17 protein-coding genes are annotated in these 21,617 nt (G+C 65.8%); 10 read left to right on the plus strand and 7 right to left on the minus strand.

The genetic code is table 11. The features are described 5' to 3' along the window. Positions 1–93 precede the first annotated feature (93 nt). A complete protein-coding gene (locus V9L17_RS19305) occupies positions 94–480 on the plus strand; it encodes a hypothetical protein (protein ID WP_337352547.1) in 387 nt (128 codons plus the stop codon). A gap of 134 nt (positions 481–614) precedes the next feature. After that, positions 615–2,060 (plus strand): cation:dicarboxylate symporter family transporter, encoded by a 1,446-nt coding sequence (locus V9L17_RS19310; RefSeq protein WP_337349059.1) that lies wholly within the window; start codon positions 615–617, stop codon positions 2,058–2,060. Here V9L17_RS19310 and V9L17_RS19315 read toward each other — a convergent pair. Continuing rightward, complete coding sequence (locus tag V9L17_RS19315; protein WP_337352548.1) at positions 2,057–3,574, minus strand: MFS transporter; 1,518 nt, start codon at positions 3,572–3,574, stop codon at positions 2,057–2,059. The two genes, V9L17_RS19310 and V9L17_RS19315, sit on opposite strands and share 4 nt — an antisense overlap. Positions 3,575–3,716: 142 nt before the next feature. On the opposite strand from V9L17_RS19315, the gene V9L17_RS19320 reads away from it, so the two are divergent. Together V9L17_RS19320 and V9L17_RS19325 are read left to right on the plus strand one after the other, a co-directional pair. Beyond that, positions 3,717–4,637 carry a helix-turn-helix transcriptional regulator gene (locus V9L17_RS19320; protein WP_337352549.1) on the plus strand — a complete coding sequence of 307 codons (921 nt, stop codon included), beginning with the start codon at positions 3,717–3,719 and terminating at the stop codon, positions 4,635–4,637. Between the two features lie 156 nt (positions 4,638–4,793). After that, positions 4,794–5,726 (plus strand): threonine/serine dehydratase, encoded by a 933-nt coding sequence (locus V9L17_RS19325; protein WP_337352550.1) that lies wholly within the window; start codon positions 4,794–4,796, stop codon positions 5,724–5,726. A 31-nt stretch (positions 5,727–5,757) separates the two neighbouring features. On the opposite strand, the gene V9L17_RS19330 is transcribed toward V9L17_RS19325, so the two are convergent. Together V9L17_RS19330 and V9L17_RS19335 are read right to left on the minus strand one after the other, a co-directional pair. After that, a complete protein-coding gene (locus tag V9L17_RS19330) occupies positions 5,758–6,405 on the minus strand; it encodes a LysE family translocator (protein ID WP_337348938.1) in 648 nt (215 codons plus the stop codon). A 37-nt stretch (positions 6,406–6,442) separates the two neighbouring features. Beyond that, positions 6,443–9,277, minus strand: a complete 2,835-nt coding sequence (locus tag V9L17_RS19335) for a glycoside hydrolase family 3 C-terminal domain-containing protein (protein WP_337352551.1) — start codon at positions 9,275–9,277, stop codon at positions 6,443–6,445. A 209-nt stretch (positions 9,278–9,486) separates the two neighbouring features. Between V9L17_RS19335 and V9L17_RS19340 the strand changes: the two genes are divergently transcribed. From V9L17_RS19340 to V9L17_RS19350, 3 genes are read left to right on the plus strand one after another with little or no spacing between them, the layout of a single operon-like run. Next, positions 9,487–11,193 carry an extracellular solute-binding protein gene (locus V9L17_RS19340; protein ID WP_337352552.1) on the plus strand — a complete coding sequence of 569 codons (1,707 nt, stop codon included), beginning with the start codon at positions 9,487–9,489 and terminating at the stop codon, positions 11,191–11,193. Between the two features lie 14 nt (positions 11,194–11,207). After that, positions 11,208–12,281 (plus strand): ABC transporter permease, encoded by a 1,074-nt coding sequence (locus V9L17_RS19345; RefSeq protein ID WP_337352553.1) that lies wholly within the window; start codon positions 11,208–11,210, stop codon positions 12,279–12,281. Then, positions 12,278–13,213, plus strand: coding sequence for a carbohydrate ABC transporter permease (locus tag V9L17_RS19350; RefSeq protein ID WP_337352554.1), 936 nt, complete (start codon positions 12,278–12,280; stop codon positions 13,211–13,213). Before V9L17_RS19345 ends, V9L17_RS19350 begins: the two co-directional genes overlap by 4 nt. Before the next feature lie 41 nt (positions 13,214–13,254). On the opposite strand, the gene V9L17_RS19355 is transcribed toward V9L17_RS19350, so the two are convergent. Further along, the gene (locus V9L17_RS19355; protein WP_337352555.1) at positions 13,255–14,280 is read right to left on the minus strand and encodes a LacI family DNA-binding transcriptional regulator; all 1,026 of its coding nucleotides are present in this window, start codon (positions 14,278–14,280) and stop codon (positions 13,255–13,257) included. A gap of 24 nt (positions 14,281–14,304) precedes the next feature. On the opposite strand from V9L17_RS19355, the gene V9L17_RS19360 reads away from it, so the two are divergent. From V9L17_RS19360 to V9L17_RS19370, 3 genes are all read left to right on the plus strand, one after another. Then, positions 14,305–16,365, plus strand: a complete 2,061-nt coding sequence (locus tag V9L17_RS19360) for a beta-galactosidase (protein WP_337352556.1) — start codon at positions 14,305–14,307, stop codon at positions 16,363–16,365. Continuing rightward, the gene (gene yicI, locus V9L17_RS19365) at positions 16,362–18,539 is read left to right on the plus strand and encodes an alpha-xylosidase (protein ID WP_337352557.1); all 2,178 of its coding nucleotides are present in this window, start codon (positions 16,362–16,364) and stop codon (positions 18,537–18,539) included. The genes V9L17_RS19360 and yicI overlap by 4 nt, the downstream gene beginning before the upstream one ends. Before the next feature lie 197 nt (positions 18,540–18,736). Further along, positions 18,737–19,648: a hypothetical protein gene (locus V9L17_RS19370; protein WP_337352558.1), complete on the plus strand. Its 912-nt coding sequence runs from the start codon at positions 18,737–18,739 to the stop codon at positions 19,646–19,648. Between the two features lie 106 nt (positions 19,649–19,754). Here V9L17_RS19370 and V9L17_RS19375 read toward each other — a convergent pair whose 3' ends face one another. From V9L17_RS19375 to V9L17_RS19385, 3 genes are all read right to left on the minus strand, one after another. Further along, positions 19,755–20,396: an NADPH-dependent F420 reductase gene (locus tag V9L17_RS19375; protein ID WP_337348969.1), complete on the minus strand. Its 642-nt coding sequence runs from the start codon at positions 20,394–20,396 to the stop codon at positions 19,755–19,757. 74 nt (positions 20,397–20,470) lie between these two features. Then, on the minus strand, positions 20,471–20,728 hold the full coding sequence (locus tag V9L17_RS19380; protein ID WP_337348947.1) for a hypothetical protein: 258 nt from the start codon (positions 20,726–20,728) through the stop codon (positions 20,471–20,473). 159 nt (positions 20,729–20,887) lie between these two features. Then, a complete protein-coding gene (locus tag V9L17_RS19385) occupies positions 20,888–21,565 on the minus strand; it encodes an FMN-dependent NADH-azoreductase (RefSeq protein ID WP_337352559.1) in 678 nt (225 codons plus the stop codon). Between the last annotated feature and the right edge of the window lie 52 nt (positions 21,566–21,617).

A 21,617-nucleotide genomic window follows, 5' to 3' on the forward strand; every position in this document is an offset into this window, starting at 1 on the left:
TGATCATCCCGCCATGCGGCGGAGGTCACAATAAGCTGAAACCCGATGCTTGCCTGCAGGGGCATGCCAGTGACAACAGGAGTGTGCGCCCCGGTGCCAATTGTTCAGCTTGCCGCCATCGCCGCGTGCGTCATTCTGGCCGCCCTGGCCATCTTCCAGGCGGCCCTTATTGCCGGAGCGCCGCTGGGGAGGTTTGCCTGGGGCGGCCAGCACAACGTGCTCCCCACCAAGCTCCGGATCGGCAGCGCCACCTCCATTGTCCTCTATGTCCTTATCGCCTACGTGGCTCTGGCCAAGGCCGGCCTGGCCGCACCGCTGGTCAGCGAGGGCTTCACGGATGTCACCTGCTGGGTCCTGACAGGCTACTTCACACTGGGCATCGTGCTGAACGGGATCTCCCGCAGCAAACCGGAGCGCCTGGTCATGACACCAACCGTCGTGGTCCTCACGGCCCTCTACTTGATCCTGTCCCTGAACTGAGCAAACGGCCAACTTTTCCATTTTGCGGTTAAACATTTCCGTACTACGGATTTATCCTGCGCGAAACACTGTATCCCTAGCGTTGCGTATGACCGAAGCGGCCTCCTGCCGCTCCTACGTTGATAGGCGACGCCATGATTCCTCCCTCCGCCCCTGCGGCCTCAGCATCCGGCGCTCCGGCGCCTGCAGTTCCGGCCCGGACGAAGAAGCCGTTCTACACTTCCCTCTTTTTCCAGATCCTCATCGCCGTGTGCCTGGGAATCGGTATAGGACACTTCTGGCCCGACATAGGGTCAGGCCTGCGTCCGCTGGGCGACGGCTTTATTCAGCTCATCAAAATGATCATCGCCCCCTTGATTTTCCTGGTGATTGTCACCGGCATCTCGGCGGTGGGCGACGTCAAAGCAGTGGGCAGGGTGGGGGTGAAGGCCCTGGTCTACTTCACGGCAGCAACCCTGTTCGCCTTGGTGTTTGGCCTGGTGGTCGGCAACATCGTCCAGCCGGGCGCAGGACTCAACATCGACCCCAGTGCGCTGTCCCAGGATGCCCTTAACGCCAAGACAGGCACCGCGCCGCCCAAGGACGCCGGCCAGTTCCTCCTCGGCGTCATCCCCACCAGCGTCGTGGGAGCCTTCGCCAACAACAGCCTGCTGCAGGTGCTTTGCTTCTCGGTCTTCTTCGGAGCCGCAATCGTGGTGGTTGGCCGTGAGCGGTGCATGCCGGTGATCAGCCTGCTGGAGACGGTCCTGGAACTTTTCTTCAAGATCATGGCCTGGGTCATGCGTGTGGCGCCCATCGGTGCGTTCGGGGCCATGGCCTTCATCATCGGCCAGTACGGCCTGGGTTCGCTGAGCACTTACGCGCTGCTGATCGCCGCCTGCTACGGCGCCGCCATCGTCTTCATTGGACTCCTGTTCGTGGTGGCGTGGGTGTATCCGCGCGTCCCACTCTGGCAGTTCATCAAGTATTCCCGTGAGGAGTTCCTGCTGGCGCTCGGCACCGCCTCCACGGAATCGGTGCTGCCCCGCATCATGACCAAGCTGACCAACGCCGGCTGCTCCCGCGCCACCACGGGCCTGGTGGTTCCCACGGGCTACTCCTTCAACCTCGACGGCGCCGCCCTCTACTTGTCCATCTCCCTGCTCTTCCTAGCCCAGGCTTTCGGGCACAACCTGGACCTTGGCCAGCAGTTGGCCGCACTGGGCATCCTGATGCTCACCTCCAAAGGCATGGCCGGCGTCCCGGGTTCCGCGTTCCTGGCGCTCTCCGCCACCGCCGGTGCCCTGGGCATCTTCCCGGTGGCCGGCGTTGCGCTGCTGCTCGGCGCCGACCGGCTCATGGATTCCATGCGTGTTTCCGTAAACCTCCTGGGCAACTGCGTGGCCACGTTCGTGGTGGCCAAATGGGAGGGCCAGTTCGACCGCGAAGCCATGCTCCGCGCCTTCCGTGGCGAGTTGCCTGATGGGGAGCCTGCCGAAAGTCCGGCGCGGGAAAGCACGACGGCGGCCGTTCCGACAGCGGGCATGGAACCTGACAACGAAGCGCCGGCCCTTCCCACCACGGCCGCCGGGGTCCGCTAGGAGCCTGCGTTCAAACGGACGCTGTTCAACGGGCCGTGTTCAGCGGGCTCGTGTTCAGCGGGCGCGCGGAGGAAGAACCCGACGGTTGCCGCTGTTGCGAGGCAGAGGCCGGCGTTGATTCCGATTGCCGGCAGCACCGCAGCCAGCACCTGCTCCGGTCCGGCGACACCGGACTGGAGCAGGGACGCCGCGATGATGCTGCTCATGACGGGAATTCCCATGGTGATTCCGATTTGCTGGCTCATGGTGGTCAGTCCGGTAGCCAGGCCCTGTTCGGTGTTGGGGAGCCCCGTGGTGGCAGTGACCATGAATCCGACAATCGCTGCGAGGTTCGCGACGCCGCCGACGAACGTTGCGATCAGCACGATGGCCAAGGAGGCCTGGTCTGTGTTGAGGAAGAGCAGCGATCCAGTGGCGGCGGCCTGCACTGTGAGGCCGCTGATGATGGTCTTCTTGGTGCCGAGTTTGCCGATCAGGTGAGGGGCGATGATCCCGCCTGCCACGGTGCCGGCGCCGAGGACGGCGAAGGCGAGTCCAGCCCCGAGCGGCGTGTAGCCAAGGACCTGCTGGAGGTAGAGGGTCAGCACGAACACGAGGGACGTTTCGGTGGCAAAGGCCAGGATCCCGGCGATGTTGCCCCAGGCAATGTTGTTCCTCCCAAGGATGGTCACAGGTACGAGCGCGTGGGCAGTGTTCTTCTCGATAAGGAAGAACACGACGAAAAGGAGCAGGCCCGCTGCCAGCGGCGCCCAGGCGAGCGGTTCGGCCCAGCCCTTTTCACCGGCAGTGGTCAGCCCGAAGACCAGCAAAAGCAGGGCGAGAGTCACCGTGAAAGCGCCCGGGACATCAAGCCTGGTGTTGTTCCCGCGGGAGGACTCGGTGAGGAACTTCGGAGCGAGGACCAGAACGAAGATGGCGATGGGAATGTTGATGAAGAACGCCCAGCGCCAGGACAACAGATCGGTCAGGAGCCCGCCCAGGACGGCGCCGGCGGTGAACCCCGCGGCCATCAGCGAGCCGTTCAGGCCGAGTGCTTTGTCCCGCAGCGGACCCTCCGGGAAGGAGGTGGTGAGCAGCGACAACGCAGCCGGGGTCACCGCGGCGGTGGCCAGGCCCTGAGCGGCGCGGGCGGCGAGCAGCAGCCCGGGGTCGGTGGCGAGCCCACCTGCCAGTGAACCGATCCCGAGAAGCGCCATGCCGGTGATGAACAGCCGTTTGCGGCCAAACAGGTCAGCGACCCGGCCGAAGAACAAGGTAAACCCAGCCGCGCACAGGGCGAAGGACGTCGCTATCCACTGCAGGTGTTCCAGGGAGAACCCCACGTCCGCGCCGATCCGCGGCAGCGCGACGTTCAAGATGGAGAAGTCCACCGCGAGGGTGAAACTTGCCGTCAACAGCAGCACCATGATGAGCCGCTGCCGTCCGGTCATCCGGAGGGAACTTTGCTGAAGTGCCACGGTTGCCGGCTCTGGGGGTGTGGTTTGCGGCAGGCGTGTTCTCTGGTGTGCTGTCATGGCGGAAGGATCCAATCACTAAACTGCAGGGGCGGGTTTTCCTCTCAACCCTGCCGACGCCGGACAGGAACAGCCACGCCGTGTTGTGGGTAGCACTGCCAGTGCTACCCACGTTCGGGAATGTTCGTGAATACTCACAGTTATGAACCAACCGGCAGCCATGGGCAACTTCCTCCGCAAACGACGCGCTGCCCTGACCCCGGCGGACGTCGGGCTGATGGACTACGGCACCCGCCGCGTACCCGGGCTGCGACGGGAGGAAGTGGCTATGCTCGCCGGCATGAGCGTGACCTACTACGCCAGGCTGGAACAGGGCCAGCATCTCAACGCCTCTGACGCCGTCGTCGATTCCCTCGCCCGGGCCCTGGCCCTGACCGAGGTCGAACGAAAACACCTCGCCGACCTCTCCGGTCACAAACGCCGCACACCCAAAGCTTCCCGGAACCGTCCTGACCAGGTCCGGCCAGGAACGAAGCGCCTGGTCGATTCCATGGGGCCGGTTCCGGCTGTTGTGTTGGGCAAACGCACCGAAGTCCTCGCCTGGAACCAGGCCGGACACAGGCTGGTTGCTTCCCAACTGGACTTCTACGCCCCGGGCATACCGTCCGAACGGCCGAACCTGACGCGGATGCTTTTCCTCGACGAGGCCACCCGCAGCCTCTATCCGCAGTGGCGGGCGGAGGCCAGCCGCGCCGTCGCTTCCTTGCGGCTGCTTTCCGGACGGTTCGCTGACGACGCCGGGCTCGCCGCCCTCGTTGGAGAGCTGACCCTCAAGAGCCCGGATTTCGCGACAATGTGGGCTGAACACCCGGTGGAGAACTGCATGTCAGGGCATAAGGCACTCAACCACCCGCAACTCGGCGCCCTGGAGTTGGGATTCGAGGTCCTGACGATGCCGGATGATTCCGGCCACCGCATCCTCACCTACACCGCCGAACCAGGCAGCCAGGCTGCGGCAGCACTCGACAGGCTGCAGCGTCCCTCCCTGACCCTTGCCCGGGAAGGAGGCGAACTTGGCCAGGCAGGAACTTGGCCAGGCAGTCTGAGACAGGCACAAAGGTAAATCGATGCCCAGTCGCCGTCGACACAGGAACCCGGGACGGCGAGGCCCAACGATTGCTCCGGTAACGCCCTTTAGAGGGCTCAAAACGGCGTTATCGGAGCAACCGATGGCTTCGCTAGGCTGGAGTGGCCCACCAGCCCTACCCAGGAGTCCTTCATGATCACCCGCGCCGATGTGGACCTGGCCGCTGCCCGGATCAAAGGCCTCACCCGACTGACACCCGTCCTCGAAGCGGACCCTGGCGCCTTTCCGGGCCCGGTCTGGTTCAAATGCGAATTCATGCAGCACACCGGCACCTTCAAGGCACGCGGTGCGCTCAACAGGATCCTCGCCAGCAAGGAGCGAGGGGAACTGCACCCGGACGTGGGGGTGGTGGTGGCCTCCGGCGGGAATGCCGGGCTCGCCAACGCGTATGCCGCCGCCCAGCTGGGCGTCCCGGCAAGTGTCTTTGTGCCGGAGTCGGCGCCCGCAGTTAAAGTCCAAAAGCTTAAGGCGATCGGCGCCACGGTGGTCCAGCGCGGTGCCGAATACGCCGTGGCCTATGAGGCCGCCACCGCCCATGCCGCACAAACCGGGGCCGTGTACTGCCACGCCTACGACCAGCCCGAGATCGCTGCCGGCGCCGGCACTGTGGGGTCCGAACTGCTGGACCAGCTGGGCAGTGTGGATACCGTGCTGGTGGCAGTGGGCGGCGGCGGGCTGATGGCCGGAATCGCGGCAGCCGTTGAAGGCCGCGCCAAGGTGGTGGCCGTCGAGCCGGAAACCGCCCCCACGCTCCATGCGGCGCTCGCAGCCGGGCATCCCGTGGACGTGGCGGTGTCCGGCGTCGCCGCCGACTCCCTGGGAGCCCGCAGGATCGGCGGGATTGGGTTTGCCGTAGCGGTCAGGACCGGCGTCGAAAGCGTCCTGGTGTCCGACGCCGATATAGTCGCCGCCCGCAGCCGGCTCTGGGATGAGTACCGCCTCGTGGTGGAACACGGTGCGGCGGCAGCATTCGCCGCGCTGCACGCCAGTGCCTATGTTCCCGCCGCGGGGGAGCGCGTTGCGGTGATCCTCTGCGGCGCCAACACCGATCCGGCCACCCTGTAGGCGGACCACCTGGAGTGGCCTGTCGCCTGGCCTAGTGACGCGGTTCGAGGACGAGTCTAAGCCCGAAGCCCACCAGGACCGTACCCGTGATGCGGTCGATGATCTTCACGCTTCGGGCGCCCTTGAGCCATCGTGATGCCAGCCCGACGCCGTAGATCAGGAACGTTGACCAGGCCAGGCCCAGGGCACAGTGGACTCCAGCAAGCAACACTCCCATGAGCAGGGGTGGGGTGCCGTCGGGGATGAACTGCGGGATCGTGGCAATGTAGAAGACCCCCACCTTGGGGTTGAGCAGGTTGGTTCCGGTCCCAGTGAGCCAGCCCTGGAACAGCTGGCGGCCCGGGGGTATCGGCGAGGAGAGGTCGGCCAACCCCGCCGCAGAGGCCGTGCCGCGGCTTTTCCACAGCAGGGACGCGCCGAGCCAGACCATGTACGCAGCGCCCGCGAGGGTGAGTGCGCGGTAGGCGAGTTCCGACGCCGCCACCAGCGCCGAGACGCCAACGGCTGCGGCGATTCCCCACACCATGGTGCCCGTGTTGATCCCCAGCGCCGTGGCAAACGCGAAGCTCCGCGACTTTGAGATGGAGGACCGGAGCACCAATGCGGTGTCGATGCCCGGAACCACGGTCAACAGACCAGCGACGACGGCGAACGAGAGGAGAGCCTGAACGAGATCCACCGTCCAAGGATAAGCCGCAGCCCGGGCACCCGCGCCGTCAGGCCACCTGCAGCTCGCTCATTGTCAGCGGACCGGCCAGGACAATCCGCACCGCCTCCGGGCCGGCGCCGTCCAACGCACCGCTGGCCAGCACCAGTGCCAGTTCGCCGTCGAACCCGGAATTAACGGTTGCCGCTGCGGAATCCGTCCACGTGCCCCCGCGCCCAGGCAACTGAACGGCCACCCTTCCGGGACCGGACGCCGTGAGCCGCAGCGCCACGCACTCAGGCGTGTTGCCTTGCCAGCCGCGGTAGACCGCCGTCGCACTTTCCTGCGGTGAGCAAGGCGCGACGGCGGTGCCAGCCAGCGGCGTCTCCGGCACCAGCGCGAGGTTGGAACATTCGTCAAAAAGCTCGGCGCGGATCCAGGCACCGCGCTGGCGCGGACCGCTTCCCTCACCGCTCACGGACAGCTCGACACCCAGAGGCAGGCAGTTGGCCGACGGACCGACCATCACTTCGTACGTCCCCGGCTCCACCAGCATCCGCCCGGCCGTGACGCTGAACGTGGCCAGCCGCTCCAGTGGCACCGGAATCCGCACGGTCCGGCGCTCGCCGGGTGCCAGCTCGACCCGGCGGTACGCCACCAGGAGTCGCCGCGGGAACTCGAAACGGTGCCCCGGGGAGGCAGCGTAGACCTGCACGAGCTCGTGCGCGGTCCGCGTGCCGGTGTTGCGCACCGCCACGTCGATACCGCCGTCCGATAGCGAGCCCGACAGCCCGTCGCCCGCCAGAACAGCGGATTCGTAGCTGACCGGGCTGTAGCTGAGGCCATGGCCCAGCGCGTACAGCGGCTCGGCGGTGCTGTACAGGTACGTGCTGTGGGAGGAGATGAGGTCGTAGTCCAGGATTCCTGGCAGGTCCTCGTCGCGCTGCCACCAGGTCTGGGCCAGCCGTCCGGTGGGCTCAAAATCGCCGCTGAGGATGTCCGCCAGGCCATTGCCCAGTTCCTGGCCGCCGTGCGAGGTCCACACAACGGCAGGAGTGTCAGCCAGCGGTCCCAGCGCGTAGGGGTAGGAGGAGACGATCACCAGGACGGTCCGGGGGTTCGCTTCCCGGACCAGCCGGATGAGTTCCTGCTCGGGCTCTGGCAGTGCCAGCGTGGCCCTGTCGATGGTTTCCCGGCCGCCCAGGTGCGGATCATTCCCTACTACTACGACGGCGACATCGGCCGCGGCGGCAGCCTCCCGGGCGGCCTGTTGGCCGGAGCGGACGGTCCGCAGGGCGAAGCGGTCCGCTGCTTCTTCGGTCCCGGCGGACAGGGCTGCGCTTCCGGTGTGCGCCTCAATCCGGATCCATTTGCCGGTGCCGATGTGCTGGATGGACACCGTCCCGTCCACTCCCGGGTGCAGCCGGAACGTTTCCTGCACCACCCAGCCGCCCACCCTGGCCGCTGATGCGCTCAGGTAGTAGCCGTCGGCGGTTACGAACTTGTCAGTGACGGGGGACTGCAGGGTGCATTCGCCGTCGCCCCAGTCCTTGAGCAGGAACGCTTCGTCCGGCCCTGGCGCGGCCGCACCGGCAGTCAGGGAGGTTTTGGGGTTGCCGGCGCCGGGGTAGGTGCCGGTCCGGACGCACCGGAGGGAGACCAAATCTACGCCCGCTTCCGCCACCACGTCGCCGTACCGCGCGGACAGGCCTTCGAAGATGCTGACCTCATCCTGCAGGGTGCCGCTGTACCAGTCGCTGAGTACCGTGGAACCCAGGGCGCCAATCACGGCAACCTTTCCGGGATTCGGGCCAAGCGGAAGCAGGGGATCCGCCGTGCCGGCAGCGGGTGCGTTCCGGAGCAATACCACCGACTTCCGGGCCGCTTCCCGGGCCAGCGCCACGTGGGCCGGATCACCCACGAGTTCAGGGCCGAGGGCGCCGTATGGGCCGCCGTCGGGTTCGAATTCGCCGGTCCGTTCCCGCAGGGTGAGGAGTCGGAGGACGGCGCGGTCGATGTCCGCCTCGGTGATCAGCCCTCGGTCCAGAGCTTGGTGCAGGTGCCTGAGGGACGGCTCCGGGTTGTCGCTATCCTCGGTGAAGTTGTCCACCCCGGCGCGGAGGGCGGCCGCGTAGGCGGACGGGCCGTCGTCGAAATACTTCTCCGCCGTGTACAGCGAGGACGGGGCACCTGCGTCTGTGACGATGGCGATGTCCTCGCCGTTCCGCCACTGCCGCAGCTCGCCGGCCACCAGGTCCGAGACGTGGGCGGGCCGGCCGTTGACCAGGTTGTACGACAGCATGACGGCGCCGGCCACGCCGTCTTCGATGGGGCCGCGGTAGGCCGGAAGCTCGTATTCGTGCAGCACCCTCGCCCGCAGTTGACTGCTGGAAACGTTCCGGTCTGCCTCGTTGTTGTAGGCCAGGAAATGCTTCAGCGTGGGCACCGTCAGCCAGTAGCGTTCATGATCGCCTTTCAGCCCTGCACAGTACGCTCCGGCCAGTGCAGCGGTGAGGTGCGGATCCTCGGAGAAGCCTTCCTCGTTGCGGCCCCAGAGCGGGTGGCGCAGCGGGTTCACCACCGGAGCCCACACGTTGGTGCTCACGGTGGCGTCCACCGCCTTCTTGCCCCGGACCTCGCGCGCGACCGCGGTGCCCACCCGGCGGATCAGGTCCTCATCCCAGCTGGCAGCCAGGCCCACAGGCTGCGGAAACACCGTGGCGGGGCCCAGCCACGCAACTCCGTGTGCCGCCTCGGCTCCGGTGTGGAACCGGGCCAGGCCCAGGGATTCGACGGCGGGCGCGTGCTGGTGGAGCATGGCGATCTTCTGGTCACGGGAGAGCGAGTCCAGAAGACTTTGCGCCTTGGTGATGGCTGCGGTGGAGGCTGAAGCGGCAGGGGGCACGGTGGGTCCAATCGGCGGTGACTGTACGACGGGTTGTTTAAACGCTTCTACAAATGCATCGACATCCAGTGTGGCATCGCACCCTGTGACACGCAACACGTTTGAGTCTTGCGGGTGAAATCTGGATGCTCTACGCTGATCGTTAATCGAAGCGATTCGACAAACTTCGAAATCATCGACGCAATATCCACCACAAAGGAGTGCTGATTATGCTTGGTCACCATGCGGATCCGACACGAAGCCGCCGTCCCCAGAAAACGGGTTCCAACCTCCTCGTCGAGGCCGGCTCCACCGGCGTCAACCGCCGTTCCTTCCTGGGCATCCTCAGCGGTGCCGTGTTCCTGGCCGCTGCGCCCGCGGCACTGACGGCTTGCGGAACCGGGGCGGCGGCTCCGCAGGCAACCACTTCCGGCGGCCTCGCCGAAACCGTGGCCAAACTGGTCCCGTCCTACATCCCGGTGGACCTGGTCAAGCCGGACATCCCGTCGGTCAACGGTTCGACGCCCGGCTTCACGTCCATTCCGAAGTCCCTGGTCAAATCAGTGGCCAGCACGCCCGGCTCCGGCGGGACCTACACCGCCATGGCCCCGGCGTGGTGGGCGGTCCCGCCCGCTTTGCCGGATAACACCTACTACAAGGCCGTCAATGAAAAGCTGGGCGCCACCATCAATTTCCAGGTCAACGACGGCAACGCCTACGCCGACAAGGTCCAGACGGTCCTCGCTTCGCCGAAGGATGTACCGGACTGGATGGTGATCCCCGCATGGAACATGCCGCCACGCTTCGGCCAGGCCGCCACCAGCATCTTCACCGACCTCTCGCCGTTCCTGGCCGGCGACAAGGTCAAGAAGTACCCCAACCTGGCCAACATCCCCACGGCGGCCTGGAAGATGGGCTGCTTCGAAGGCGGACTGTATGGACTGCCCTACCCGGGCGCCCTGATCTCCGACGCCATCTTCTACCGGGCGGACCTCTTCGAGGAACTCGGCGTCGAACCGCCCACGTCCGCTGACGAATACCGCAGCGTCGCGAAGGAACTCACGGACGCTTCCAAGAACCGCTGGGGTTCAGAGGACATCTGGACGGGTGCGCAGATCATGCACGGAGTGGTCCCCAAGTGGAAAAAGGTGGACGGCAAGCTCCAGAACAAGTTCGAAACCGACGAATACCGCGCCGCCCTGGAATGGACCGCCAAGCTGTTCGCCGACGGCTCCGTCCACCCGGACGCAGTTGCCGGAAACTCGCAGCAGGCCAAGCAGCGCTTCGAATCCGGCGCCACCCTGATGACCTCGGACGGCATGGGCGGCTGGCACGAGGCGCTGGCACGCGTCCTGCCGTCCAACCCCAAGTTCAACATGCAGCCCATGGACTACTTCGCCCCGGACGGCGGCAAACCCACCCTGTTCCGGGCCCAGCCCGCGGCGATCTTCAGCTTCATCAAGAAGACGGACCCGGCCAAGGTCGAGGAGATGCTGGCGCTGGCCAACTTCATTGCCGCACCGTTCGGCACCGAGGAGAACGTCCTCATCAATAGCGGAGTCGAAGGCGTGCACTACACCCGCGACTCACAGGGTATTCCGCAGGCCACCGCCAAGGGGACCCAGGAAGTGACCAGCACCTACGCCTTCCTGGTCAACGCTCCGATCGTGAACTCCATGGTCCAGTACCCCGGCCTGGTCCAGTCCCAGTCCGAGTGGGAAGCCCGCCAGGCACCGAACGTCCAGGAGGACATCTTCTTCGGTATGCAGATCCAGGAACCGGCCAAGTTCGGCTCCCTCGGCAAGCCGTTCGAGGACCTGGCGAAGGACATCATCCGCGGCCGCAAGGGCATGCCCGACCTGGACAGCGCCATCGCCACCTGGAAGAGCAAGGGCGGCGACGAGCTACGCGACTTCTACGCCGGATTCCTGGCATAGGGGTGGCGGCGAACATGAGCACCGGTACAGAGAGCAGGGCCGCCGCCCTGACGCCGGCAAGGCCCGACGTCGGCACCTCCTCCCGGCTCGCGGCGCCGGCGACGCGTCCGACGTCGACACCCAGCACCCCGCCGGACGGCGGGCCGGGTAGCGGGCCGGGGGACGCGACCCTCCGCCCCCGCGCCAGCCTGAAGGTACGGTTCAACCGGGACCGTTCCCTGGTGTTCATGGCCTTGCCGGCCGTGATACTGCTGGGCGTCTTCGCCTACCTGCCCATGCTGGGCAACGTGGTGGCTTTCCAGGACTATTCGCCGTTCGTTGGCATCCCGGACAGCCCCTGGGTGGGCATGGAGAACTTCAGCCGGGTGATGGCCGATCCGGAGTTCTGGCTCGCCGTCAAGAACACGCTGGTGATCACCGCATTCCAGCTGGTTTTCTTCTTCCCCATTCCCATCGCCTTGGCCATGCTGCTGAACTCCCTGGTCAACCCCCGGTTGCGGGCGGCCATCCAGGCTGTGGTGTACCTGCCGCACTTCTTTTCCTGGGTGCTGGTGGTCTCCGTCTTCCAGCAGATCTTCGGCGGCGCGGGGCTGCTCAACCAGTCGCTGCGCGCCAACGGCTGGCAGGCCATGGACGTGATGACCAACCCGGACACGTTCCTGTTCCTCATCACCTCCCAGGCGATCTGGAAGGACGCCGGCTGGGGCATCATCGTGTTCCTGGCGGCCCTCAGCGCGATCGATCCCGCCCAGTATGAGGCGGCGGCCGTGGACGGTGCCAACCGCTGGAAGCGTATGTGGCATGTGACCCTCCCGGGGCTGCGGAGCGTCATTGTGCTGCTGCTGATCCTGCGGCTGGGCGACTCACTGACCGTGGGCTTCGAGCAGATGATCCTGCAGCGTGACGCCGTGGGTGCGGACGCCTCCGAGGTCCTGGACACGTTCGTCTACTACACGGGCGTGCAGAACGGTGACTGGAGCTACGCGGCGGCGGCCGGACTGATCAAGGGCCTGGTCAGCCTGGCCCTGATCCTGGCGGCAAACAAGGTGGCCCACATATTCGGCGAAAGCGGTGTGTATTCCAAATGAGCGTAACCACAACCAAACCACTTGCCTCCTCAAAATCGCTGCGGCTCCGGCCGGAACGGCCGGCCTGGGACGAAGAGCCGGGACGCCTGGCGAAAGCCGTCAAGGCCGTGGTGCTCGCCGCCGTCGTCCTTGCTGTCCTGGGGCCGTTGTACACCATCGTGCTGACCAGCATCTCCTCGCAGGCCACCATCACACGCGCCGGCGGCCTGGTCCTGATTCCCGGCGAAATCACCCTCGCCGCCTACCAGCAGATCCTCAGCGGCGGCGTGGTCACCCGGGCCGTGCTGGTGTCCGTGGGCGTGACCGCCACCGGCACCCTGCTGAGCATGGTGGTGTCCGTGCTCTGTGCTTATGGCCTGTCCCGGCCGGGCTCCTTCGCGCACACCCCCATACTCTTCACCCTGCTGGTCACCATGTTCTTCAGCGCCGGCATCATCCCGGCCTACCTGCTGGTGTCCAGCCTGGGCCTGATCAACACCTACTGGGCGCTGATCCTGCCCAGCTGCATCTCCGTATTCAACATCATCATCCTGCGCGGGTTCTTCATGGGGATCGACAGGGGCATCCTGGACAGCGCCCGGATCGACGGGGCCAGTGAATGGCGCACGCTGACCCAGATTGTCCTGCCCATGTCCAAGGCCGTCACCGCCGTCATCGCCCTGTTCTACGGCGTGGGCTATTGGAACGCGTTCTTCAACGCCGTCCTCTACATCAACGACAGCGCCATGAACCCGCTCCAGGTGGTGCTGCGCTCCTACGTGCTGCAGGGCGTCTCGGTGCCAGGCCAGATCGACGTCGGCGACGGCGCCGCGGCTTCCCCTGCCCTGCAGATGGCCGTGATCGTCCTGGCCATGGTCCCCATCCTGCTGGTGTACCCGTTTGTGCAGAAGCACTTCACCAAGGGCGTGATGATCGGCGCGGTGAAGGGATGACCGGCGTGTGGCTACCCGGCCTGATGGGAGCCGGCTTGCTGTTACACGGCCGGGGCGGTTGTCTCGCCGTCCGTCAGGGTGGGCGCAATGAGCCGCAGCTCGGCCGGTTTGTCCAGGCTGAGCCGGTCCATCACCATCTCCACGGCCGCCCGGCCGATGTCCATCGCGGGAATGGAAACTGCGGTCCAGGGATGTGCCGCGGCCATGGCCACGTCCGCCGGTGCAATCACCGCGACCGAGATGTCCTCCGGGATGGACAGGCCGCGGACGCCAAGGTTCTCCCGCAGCATGGGGAGCAGGCCCTCGTTATGGACCAGGAGCGCGGTGATGCTCTCAGGCCCGGAGAACACCCGGTCCAACGCCTTCCCAAGGTCACGCGAGTTGGCTTCGCAGGCCTCGGCCACGTGGGCGATTTCCGCGGCTCGGCACGCATCCTGGAACCCCTGCAGGGCCCGGTCAGCGTAGGTGGCATGCCGGCGCAAGGATGCTGGCGGGGAACCAATGAACGCGATGCCGCGGTGGCCCAGGTCCGCCAGGTGACGGACAGCGGTGCGGGACGCGGCGGCGAAGTCGAAGTCCACGCAGCTCAGTCCGCGCGGATCATCCGGCATCCCGATCAGCACGGCTGGTTTCTGCAGTTTGGCAAGCACCGGGATGCGCGGATCACGGGCCTCGATGTCCATCATGAGCAGCCCGTCCACCATGGACTGCGACGTCACGCGCTCGATGCTTCCGGCGTCGTCCTGTGTCAGCAGCAGCACATCCTGGTTAAACGTCCGGGCCGTGGTGACCACGGCGGTGACGAACTGCATGACGACGCCGACATTGACGTCCGCACGCAGGGGCACCACCAGGCCCAGCACGTTGGAACGGCTCGAGGCCAGCGCACGGGCGCTGGACCGAGGGCTGTAACGCAGCTTCCGCATGGCCGCTTCGACAGTTTCCCGGGTTTCCTTCGATATGGTCCGCTTCCCGCTCATCACGTAGGACACCGTGCTCGTGGAAACACCGGCCTCGCGGGCCACATCATTGATCGTGGCCGCTGTTGAAGCCCTTCGATTGTCCATCCCCCTATTTAACCAAGGATTTCCATGTCTCCCAGCAGCCACAGCCTGAACAGCCTGACGGATCGAACCGGCTTGTTGTTCGGTGCTGACTACAACCCCGAGCAGTGGCCGGCCGACACCTGGCCGGAGGACATCCGGCTGATGCAGGAGGCTGGTATCAACCTGGTCACCGTGGGAGTGTTCAGCTGGGCCCTGCTGGAGCCCCGCGAAGGTGCCCGGAACTTCGGCTGGCTGGACCGGCTCCTGGATCTGCTGCACGAGGGCGGCATCCGCGTCTGCCTGGCAACGCCCACGGCATCGCCGCCGGCCTGGCTGGGCCGCGAGTATCCGGAAACCTTGCCCATGGACGCGGCCGGCAGCACGCTTTGGTACGGCTCGCGCAACCAGTTCAACCCGTCATCCGCCAAGTACCGGCAGGCCGCCGCTGCCATCACGGAGTCCCTGGCCCGGCGCTACGCGGGGCATCCCGCCCTCGCGATGTGGCACGTGGGAAACGAGCTCGGACAGGTGAGCTACGACGACGAAACCGCGCGCGCCTTTCGTGCCTGGCTCACCCGGCGCTACACCACGCTGGACGGACTCAACCGTGCCTGGGGTACTTCCTTTTGGAGCCAGAACTACGGCAGCTGGGAAGAGATCCTGCCTCCGCGCAAAGCGCCGTACCTGATCAACCCCAGCCAAGCACTGGACTTCCAACGGTTCACCTCGGACCAGTTGCTGTCCCTGTTCTGTGCGGAGCGGGACATCATCCGCCGCTACGACACCGCCAGCCCGGTGACCACCAACCTGATGGGCTTCTTCCGCGGGGCGGACTACTTCGCCTTCGCGAACGAGACGGACGTCGTGGCCAATGACTGGTACACCGATCCGGCGGATCCGGAGTCGCACCGGTTTGGATCGCTGACCCACGACCTCTGCCGGGGACTCTCAGGCGGCACCCCGTGGCTCCTCATCGAGTCCGCCACCTCCGGGGTGAACTGGCGGGAGCACAACGTGCCGAAGCAGCCCGGCGAACTCCGGGTTGATGCCCTCTCTGCCGTCGCCCGGGGCGCCGATGGCGTCTGTTTCTTCCAGTTCCGCCAGTCCCGCTTCGGCGCCGAACGCTTCCACTCCGCCGTGGTGCCGCTCGCGGGCGAGCACACGCGGGTGTTCGGCGAGGCCGCGGCCCTGGGCAAGGACCTCCAAGCGTTGCGCCAGCTTGCCGGAACACCCTGCACGGCCAAGATCGCGGTCCTGTTCGACTGGGACAGCTGGTGGGCCGCCGAATCACCGGACACTCCCACCAACCGGCTCCAGGTGCTGGAGCAGCTCCAGGCGTATTACGCGCCCCTGCACCGGAACGGCCTGGCCGTCGAAGTGGTCCATCCCTCGGCGGACCTGGGCCGGTTTGAGCTGGTCCTGGCTCCCAGCCTGTTCCTGCTCAGCCAGGAGCACGCGGACGGGCTGGGCGCGTACGTCCAGGGCGGCGGCCATCTGGTGGTTGGGCCCTTCAGCGCAGTGGCGGACAGCAACGGCCACCTCGCTTCCGGCCGTTTCCCGGCGATACTCGCAGACCTGCTCGGCGTGGACGGCGAGGAATGGATCCCGCTTGGATCACCGGTGGGGATCCGGTTTGGGGAGGCACCCGCCGGGCAGGCCCGGACCTGGGCGGAAGACCTGGCACTGAACAGCAGCACCGCCGACGTGGTGGCGCACTTTGCCGAGGGCCGGCTGGAAGGCCGTCCCGTCGTCGTACATCACCAAACCGGTGCCGGGCACTCCTGGTATGTGGGGGCCGACCTTCCCCCGGAGGCACTGGAGCAGGTCGTGGCGGATGCGCTGGAGTCGGCGGGAATCCGGTATCCCCTGGCCGCGCCGTTGCCGGACCACGTGGAGGCGGCAAGCCGCGGTGGGCACCTGTTCCTGCTGAACCATTCCGGTGAACCGCAGGACGTCCGGCTCGAATGGGCGTCCGTGGACTTGCTGACCGGCGCAGCCCACGGCGACCAGCTCACCCTGCCGCCCTTCGGTGCGCTGGTGCTCAAGGAATCCGCATCCAACGAACTTTCCAACTTGAAGAACCCCCGAAACAGAGGAACAGCATGAAATTCACGGACGGCTACTGGCTCCACAAAAAGGGCCTCTCCGCGCTCCACCCGCGGGACGTGTCCGATGTGGAGACCACAGGCGACAAACTCACCGTGTACGCACCCACGCAGAAGATCAGATCGCGCGGCGACGCCCTGAACTGCCCGCAGCTGACCATCAGCTTCGAGTCGCCGTTACCGGACGTCATTGGTGTAACCATCGAACACTTCCAGGGCGGTGTGCAGAAGGGGCCGCACTTCGGGCTCAAGGAAGGCGGCGCGGACGTCAGCATCACCAACGACGGCGGCACCGCCACGTTCACCTCCGGCGGCCTCACCGCACACATCAGCACCTCGGGCGACTGGAACGTGGATTTCGTGGGGGATGGCCGGCTGCTGACAAGTTCGGTGCCCCGCAGCATCGGCGTCATCACCGACGACGACGGCCGGCACTTTGTGCACGAACAGCTGACACTCGGCGTGGGAACCAATGTCTACGGGCTGGGGGAGCGGTTTGGCCCGCTGGTGAAGAACGGGCAGTCGATTGACATCTGGAACGAGGACGGCGGCACCTCGAGCGACCTCGCCTATAAGAACGTGCCGTTCTTCATCACCAACGCGGGCTATGGCGTGTTCGTGAACCACCCGGAGCGGGTGTCGTACGAGATCGGGTCCGAGGTGGTGTCCCGTACGCAGTTCAGCGTTGAGGGCCAGCGGCTGCAGTACTTCGTGATCCACGGGCCCACCCCCAAGGACATCCTGCGCCGCTACACGGAGCTGACCGGCCGGCCGGCCCGGGTACCGGCCTGGTCCTACGGGCTGTGGCTGTCCACGTCCTTCACAACGGACTACGACGAGAAAACCGTGATGTCCTTCATCGACGGCATGGCTGAACGCAAGCTTCCGCTCTCCGTATTCCACTTTGACTGCCACTGGATGAGGGCGTTCCATTGGAGCGACTTCGTCTGGGACCCGGCCACCTTCCCGGACCCTGAAGGCATGCTGCGGCGCCTGCACGAGCGGGGCCTGAAGGTGTGTGTCTGGATCAACCCGTACATCGCCCAGCGCTCGCACTTGTTCCGGGAGGGTGAAGAGCGGGGCTACCTGGTCAAGCGGGCGGACGGCTCTGTGTGGCAGTGGGACATGTGGCAGGCGGGCATGGGCCTGGTGGACTTCACCAACCCGGACGCCGTGACCTGGTACCAGGACAAGCTGCGCACCCTGCTGAATCAGGGCGTGGATTCCTTTAAGACCGATTTCGGCGAGCGGATCCCCACGGACGTGGCCTGGCACGACGGCTCCGATCCGCAGAAAATGCACAACTATTACGCGCAGCTCTACAACCGAACGGTGTTCGACCTGCTCTCCAAGGAGCTCGGCGAAGGCCAGGCCGTGCTCTTTGCCCGCTCCGCTACCGCCGGAGGTCAGCAGCTTCCGGTGCACTGGGGTGGCGACTGCGAGTCCACGTTCTCCGCCATGTCCGAATCCCTCCGCGGCGGCCTGTCCCTGGCATCCTCAGGATTCGCGTTCTGGAGCCACGACATCGGCGGGTTCGAGGGGACTCCGGATCCCGAACTGTTCAAGCGGTGGATCGCGTTTGGGCTGCTGTCCTCCCATTCCCGGCTGCATGGCTCCAACTCCTACCGCGTGCCTTGGCTGGTGGACGATGAATCCAGTGACGTGCTCCGTCACTTCACCGGGCTGAAGATGCGGCTCATGCCTTACCTTCTGGCATCGGCCGAGGACGCGCACCAGACAGGATCACCCCTGATGCGGCCCATGTTCCTCGAATTCCCGCAGGAGCCCGCCTGTGCCTACCTCGACCGGCAATACATGCTCGGATCGGAGCTGCTGGTTGCACCGGTGATGGGCAAGGGCGGGTCCGTGGACTTCTACCTCCCTGCGGGAACCTGGACCCATCTGGAAAGCGGCGAGCAGCTGGCCGGCCCGCAGTGGCACCGCAAGGAATTCTCGGTGCTGGAGGCCGCGGTGTACGTCCGCGAGGGGGCGGTCTTGCCGCTCGGAACCGTGACGGACCGGCCGGAGTACGACTGGGCCACGGACGTGGAGTTCCACGCCTTCGCCGCTGTTGAGGGCCAGCGCAGGACTGTGGTGGTTCCCAGGGCCGACGGCGGTTTTGCCCGGTTTGAGGTGACGGTGGAAGGCGGCCGGCCGGTCGCCGTCGCGCTCTGACATCCGGTGCCCGGGCGGCCATGTATGGGCGGCCCGGGCACCCTTTCGCCCGGGTTCCGCGTCCCTTCCGCATCCAGTACAAAGCCTCTGGTCAGGGGCATCGGCGGTGCCTAAACTGGCAGGACCATCGTGCGGAGCCTGCCGCCTGTTGATGCCGTCTGTTGCCCCGCGCGGATCAGTCCAACCGAGGAAGCATCATGCGCCGAACAGTACAACGCCGTACCGCCATCGCGTTCATCGCCTTAATGGCACTGCTCACGCCGTCCCTGCCCGCCACCGCGGCGCCGCCTTCCGGCGTCATCGTGCTCGACGGTGCCAACTCCGCCGAGGGGATCGCCGCCGGCCGGGGAACCACCTTCTACGCCGGGGAACTGGCCACCGGCGACATCTTCCAGGGCGACATCCGCACCGGAATCGCCACGAAGATCATTGACGGTCCGGATGACCGAATGGCTGTAGGAATGAAGTTTGATGCCGGCAGCAATCTGCTGTTCGTAGCTGGTGGGGCTGGCGGCAATGCCTACGTTTACAACACGGCGACGCTGGAACTCGTAGCGGAGATCCCGCTCGCACCAGGCTTCATCAACGACGTCGCGCTCACCCCGGACGGGGCATGGTTCACGAATTCCGCCGCTGCCGAGCTGTACTTCGTTCCGGTCAGCCACCGCGGTGAACTGGGTGATGTTGTGACGCTTCCGCTGAGCGGTCCCGCGGCCGACGCAGGGGACCAGTTCAACCTCAACGGCATTGCCTCGGCCAAGGGCGGCCGGGTGCTGTTTGTGTCCCATTCGGGTAATGGGGAGATCTACACGGTCAACCCGGACACCGGCGCCAGCGCACTCGTTGAAGGGGTAAGCGTTCCAAACGTGGACGGCATCCTGGTCCAGGGCCAGCGTCTCTGGGCTGTCCAGAACTTCTCGGACCAGATCAGCCGGATCGACCTCGCCAATAATTTCTCGTCCGGCGTTGTCGAGGATGTCATCACCAGCACCAGTTTCAATACTCCAGCGACGGCTGCCCTGTTCGGCAACACGCTTGCGGCAGTGAACGCCCAGTTCCTGCTTCCGGACACCGAATATGAGGTGGTCCTGGTCCCGGCACGCCTGTAGGACTGATTAGCCCCAACCGGCTGGCAGCAGGCGTCGTCAAGAATGGATTTCGTGACGTCTGCTGCCAGCCAGTTTTTGGGTGTCCTGCCTGGATTGACCGGGGGCGCTAGATGGTTCGCGGGGCGTTAGCCAGGTTTTCCTTCAGCTCAGCCTCGGTCTGCCGGATCACGTAGGCCGGGCGGTCCCGCTCCACGCGCCAGCTCTCGGACAGCAGGCCGATGTTAACGGTGTCGAAGCCGAACTCGTCATATAGCCGGGTCACCAGTTCGGCGGCCTCGGGGTAGTCGCTGGCCGTGGCGAGGGCGCGGCGGTTTTCGGTTCCGGTGGGCGTGCCGTCCGTGGTGATGTCCTTGGCCATGATGTGGTTGAAGCCCTTGGCCACCTTGGATTCGGACAAGTGCTCCTGAAGCAGTCCGGAGGTGGTGGCCTCGCCGTTGTCCAGTGCGGGAATGTGCCCGTCCCGCTCCCAGTAGTAGTTGTTGGTGTCGATCACGATCTTGCCAGCCAGCGGCGCCACGGGAATGTCCCGGTAGTTCCTCAGCGGAACGGTGACGACGGCGAAATCACCTGCCGCCGCTGCCTCCGCCGGGGTCGCGGCCCGGGCTTTAGGGCCCAGTTCCGTTACCAGTTCCGTGAGGGTCTCCGGCCCGCGCGAGTTGCTGATGACCACGTCATAGCCGAGCGCCACCGCCTTCCGGGCAACCTGGCTTCCGATGTGTCCTGCTCCGATGATTCCGATTGTTGTCATGTCCGGGCCAACAGCGGTGCCCACGGAGATATTTCAGGGCTTTCGCGGGAATAATCCGGAGATGCCGTGAAACCTCAGACGAGGTCCGGGGCGCTGGCGACGATGTAGTCCGCGGCAGCGGGCCCGGTCATGTTCAGGTTGTTGTGTTCGGCAGTGATTCCATGGTCTTTGAGGGCCTTCCACAGGGAAGGCGGATCCTGGGGTTCAACGTGGTTGATCAGGCACCAGCTCGTATAAAGGCCATAGAGCTCATCGCGGCCCAATCCCGTTCCAGAGTCCCGCTGCGGCGTCACGGATTCAGCCAGGAAACGTTCAAAATGGGTGGCAGGCACAGTTGCTCACTTTCGGCGTTACGCGGGCGCCGTACTGCTTCAGCGCTGGAGCCCGCCGGGCAGGCGGGTCATGCTTCGACGCTAAGACAGTACCGGCCGCCGTGTCCAGTCATGGCGGCCGGGACTGTGGCAGGACTGCGGAATGAATGTGGTCCGCAGTCAGCCGGCCGCGGGCTGCAGCACCCCTGCGGCGGCCAGCCTGGCCGCGAATGCCGGCGCGGCGGCGTCGAGCTTTGACACCGCGAGCAGGCGTGCCTGCTCAGGATCGGAGCCCAGCACCGTGGGTGCGAAGCGGACATGGGTGGCATCCTGAATGCCCACGAATTCCAGCCAGTCGGCGAAGAAGGTGCTGCTGAAGTCCCGGCCGAACGCCGGAGGAACGCCCGGCGCGTAGACCCCGCTGGTGTGGATGGCCACGGCCTGCCTGCCCGTCATGAGCCCGGTGTAGCCGGCCTGGGGATCGAAGCCGAAGCTCCAGCCCGGCTGGGTAACGACGTCGATCCACTGCTTGAGAACGTAAGGGATGCCGGAGTTCCACATGGGGATGTTGAAGACATACGCGTCCGCGGCTGCGAACTGGTCGAACACCGCCCGGGCCTCGTCCCAGGCGCGCGTCTGCTCGCTGGTTTGCTGCTGCCCGGTGAAGATGGCCATCTTGGCGTCGGCGGCCGTGGTGCCATACTCCGGGAGCGCACCGGAATCGAACAGATTCAGGGTCTCTACGCCGACGTCGCTGCCGGAGGACTCCCGGACGGAGTCGATGAACGTGCGGGCCAGCTTCAGCGAGCTGCTGTGGGAACCGCGGGGAGACGCATTGATATGGAGGAGGGTGGGCATGGGTGTCCTTTCGAAAGTGCCGGGATTGCTTAACTGATCTTCGCGGGCAAGC

Origin of the sequence: Pseudarthrobacter sp. CCNWLW207, assembly GCF_037203945.1 — a bacterium.
In the GTDB taxonomy this organism is placed as follows: Bacteria; Actinomycetota; Actinomycetes; order Actinomycetales; family Micrococcaceae; genus Arthrobacter.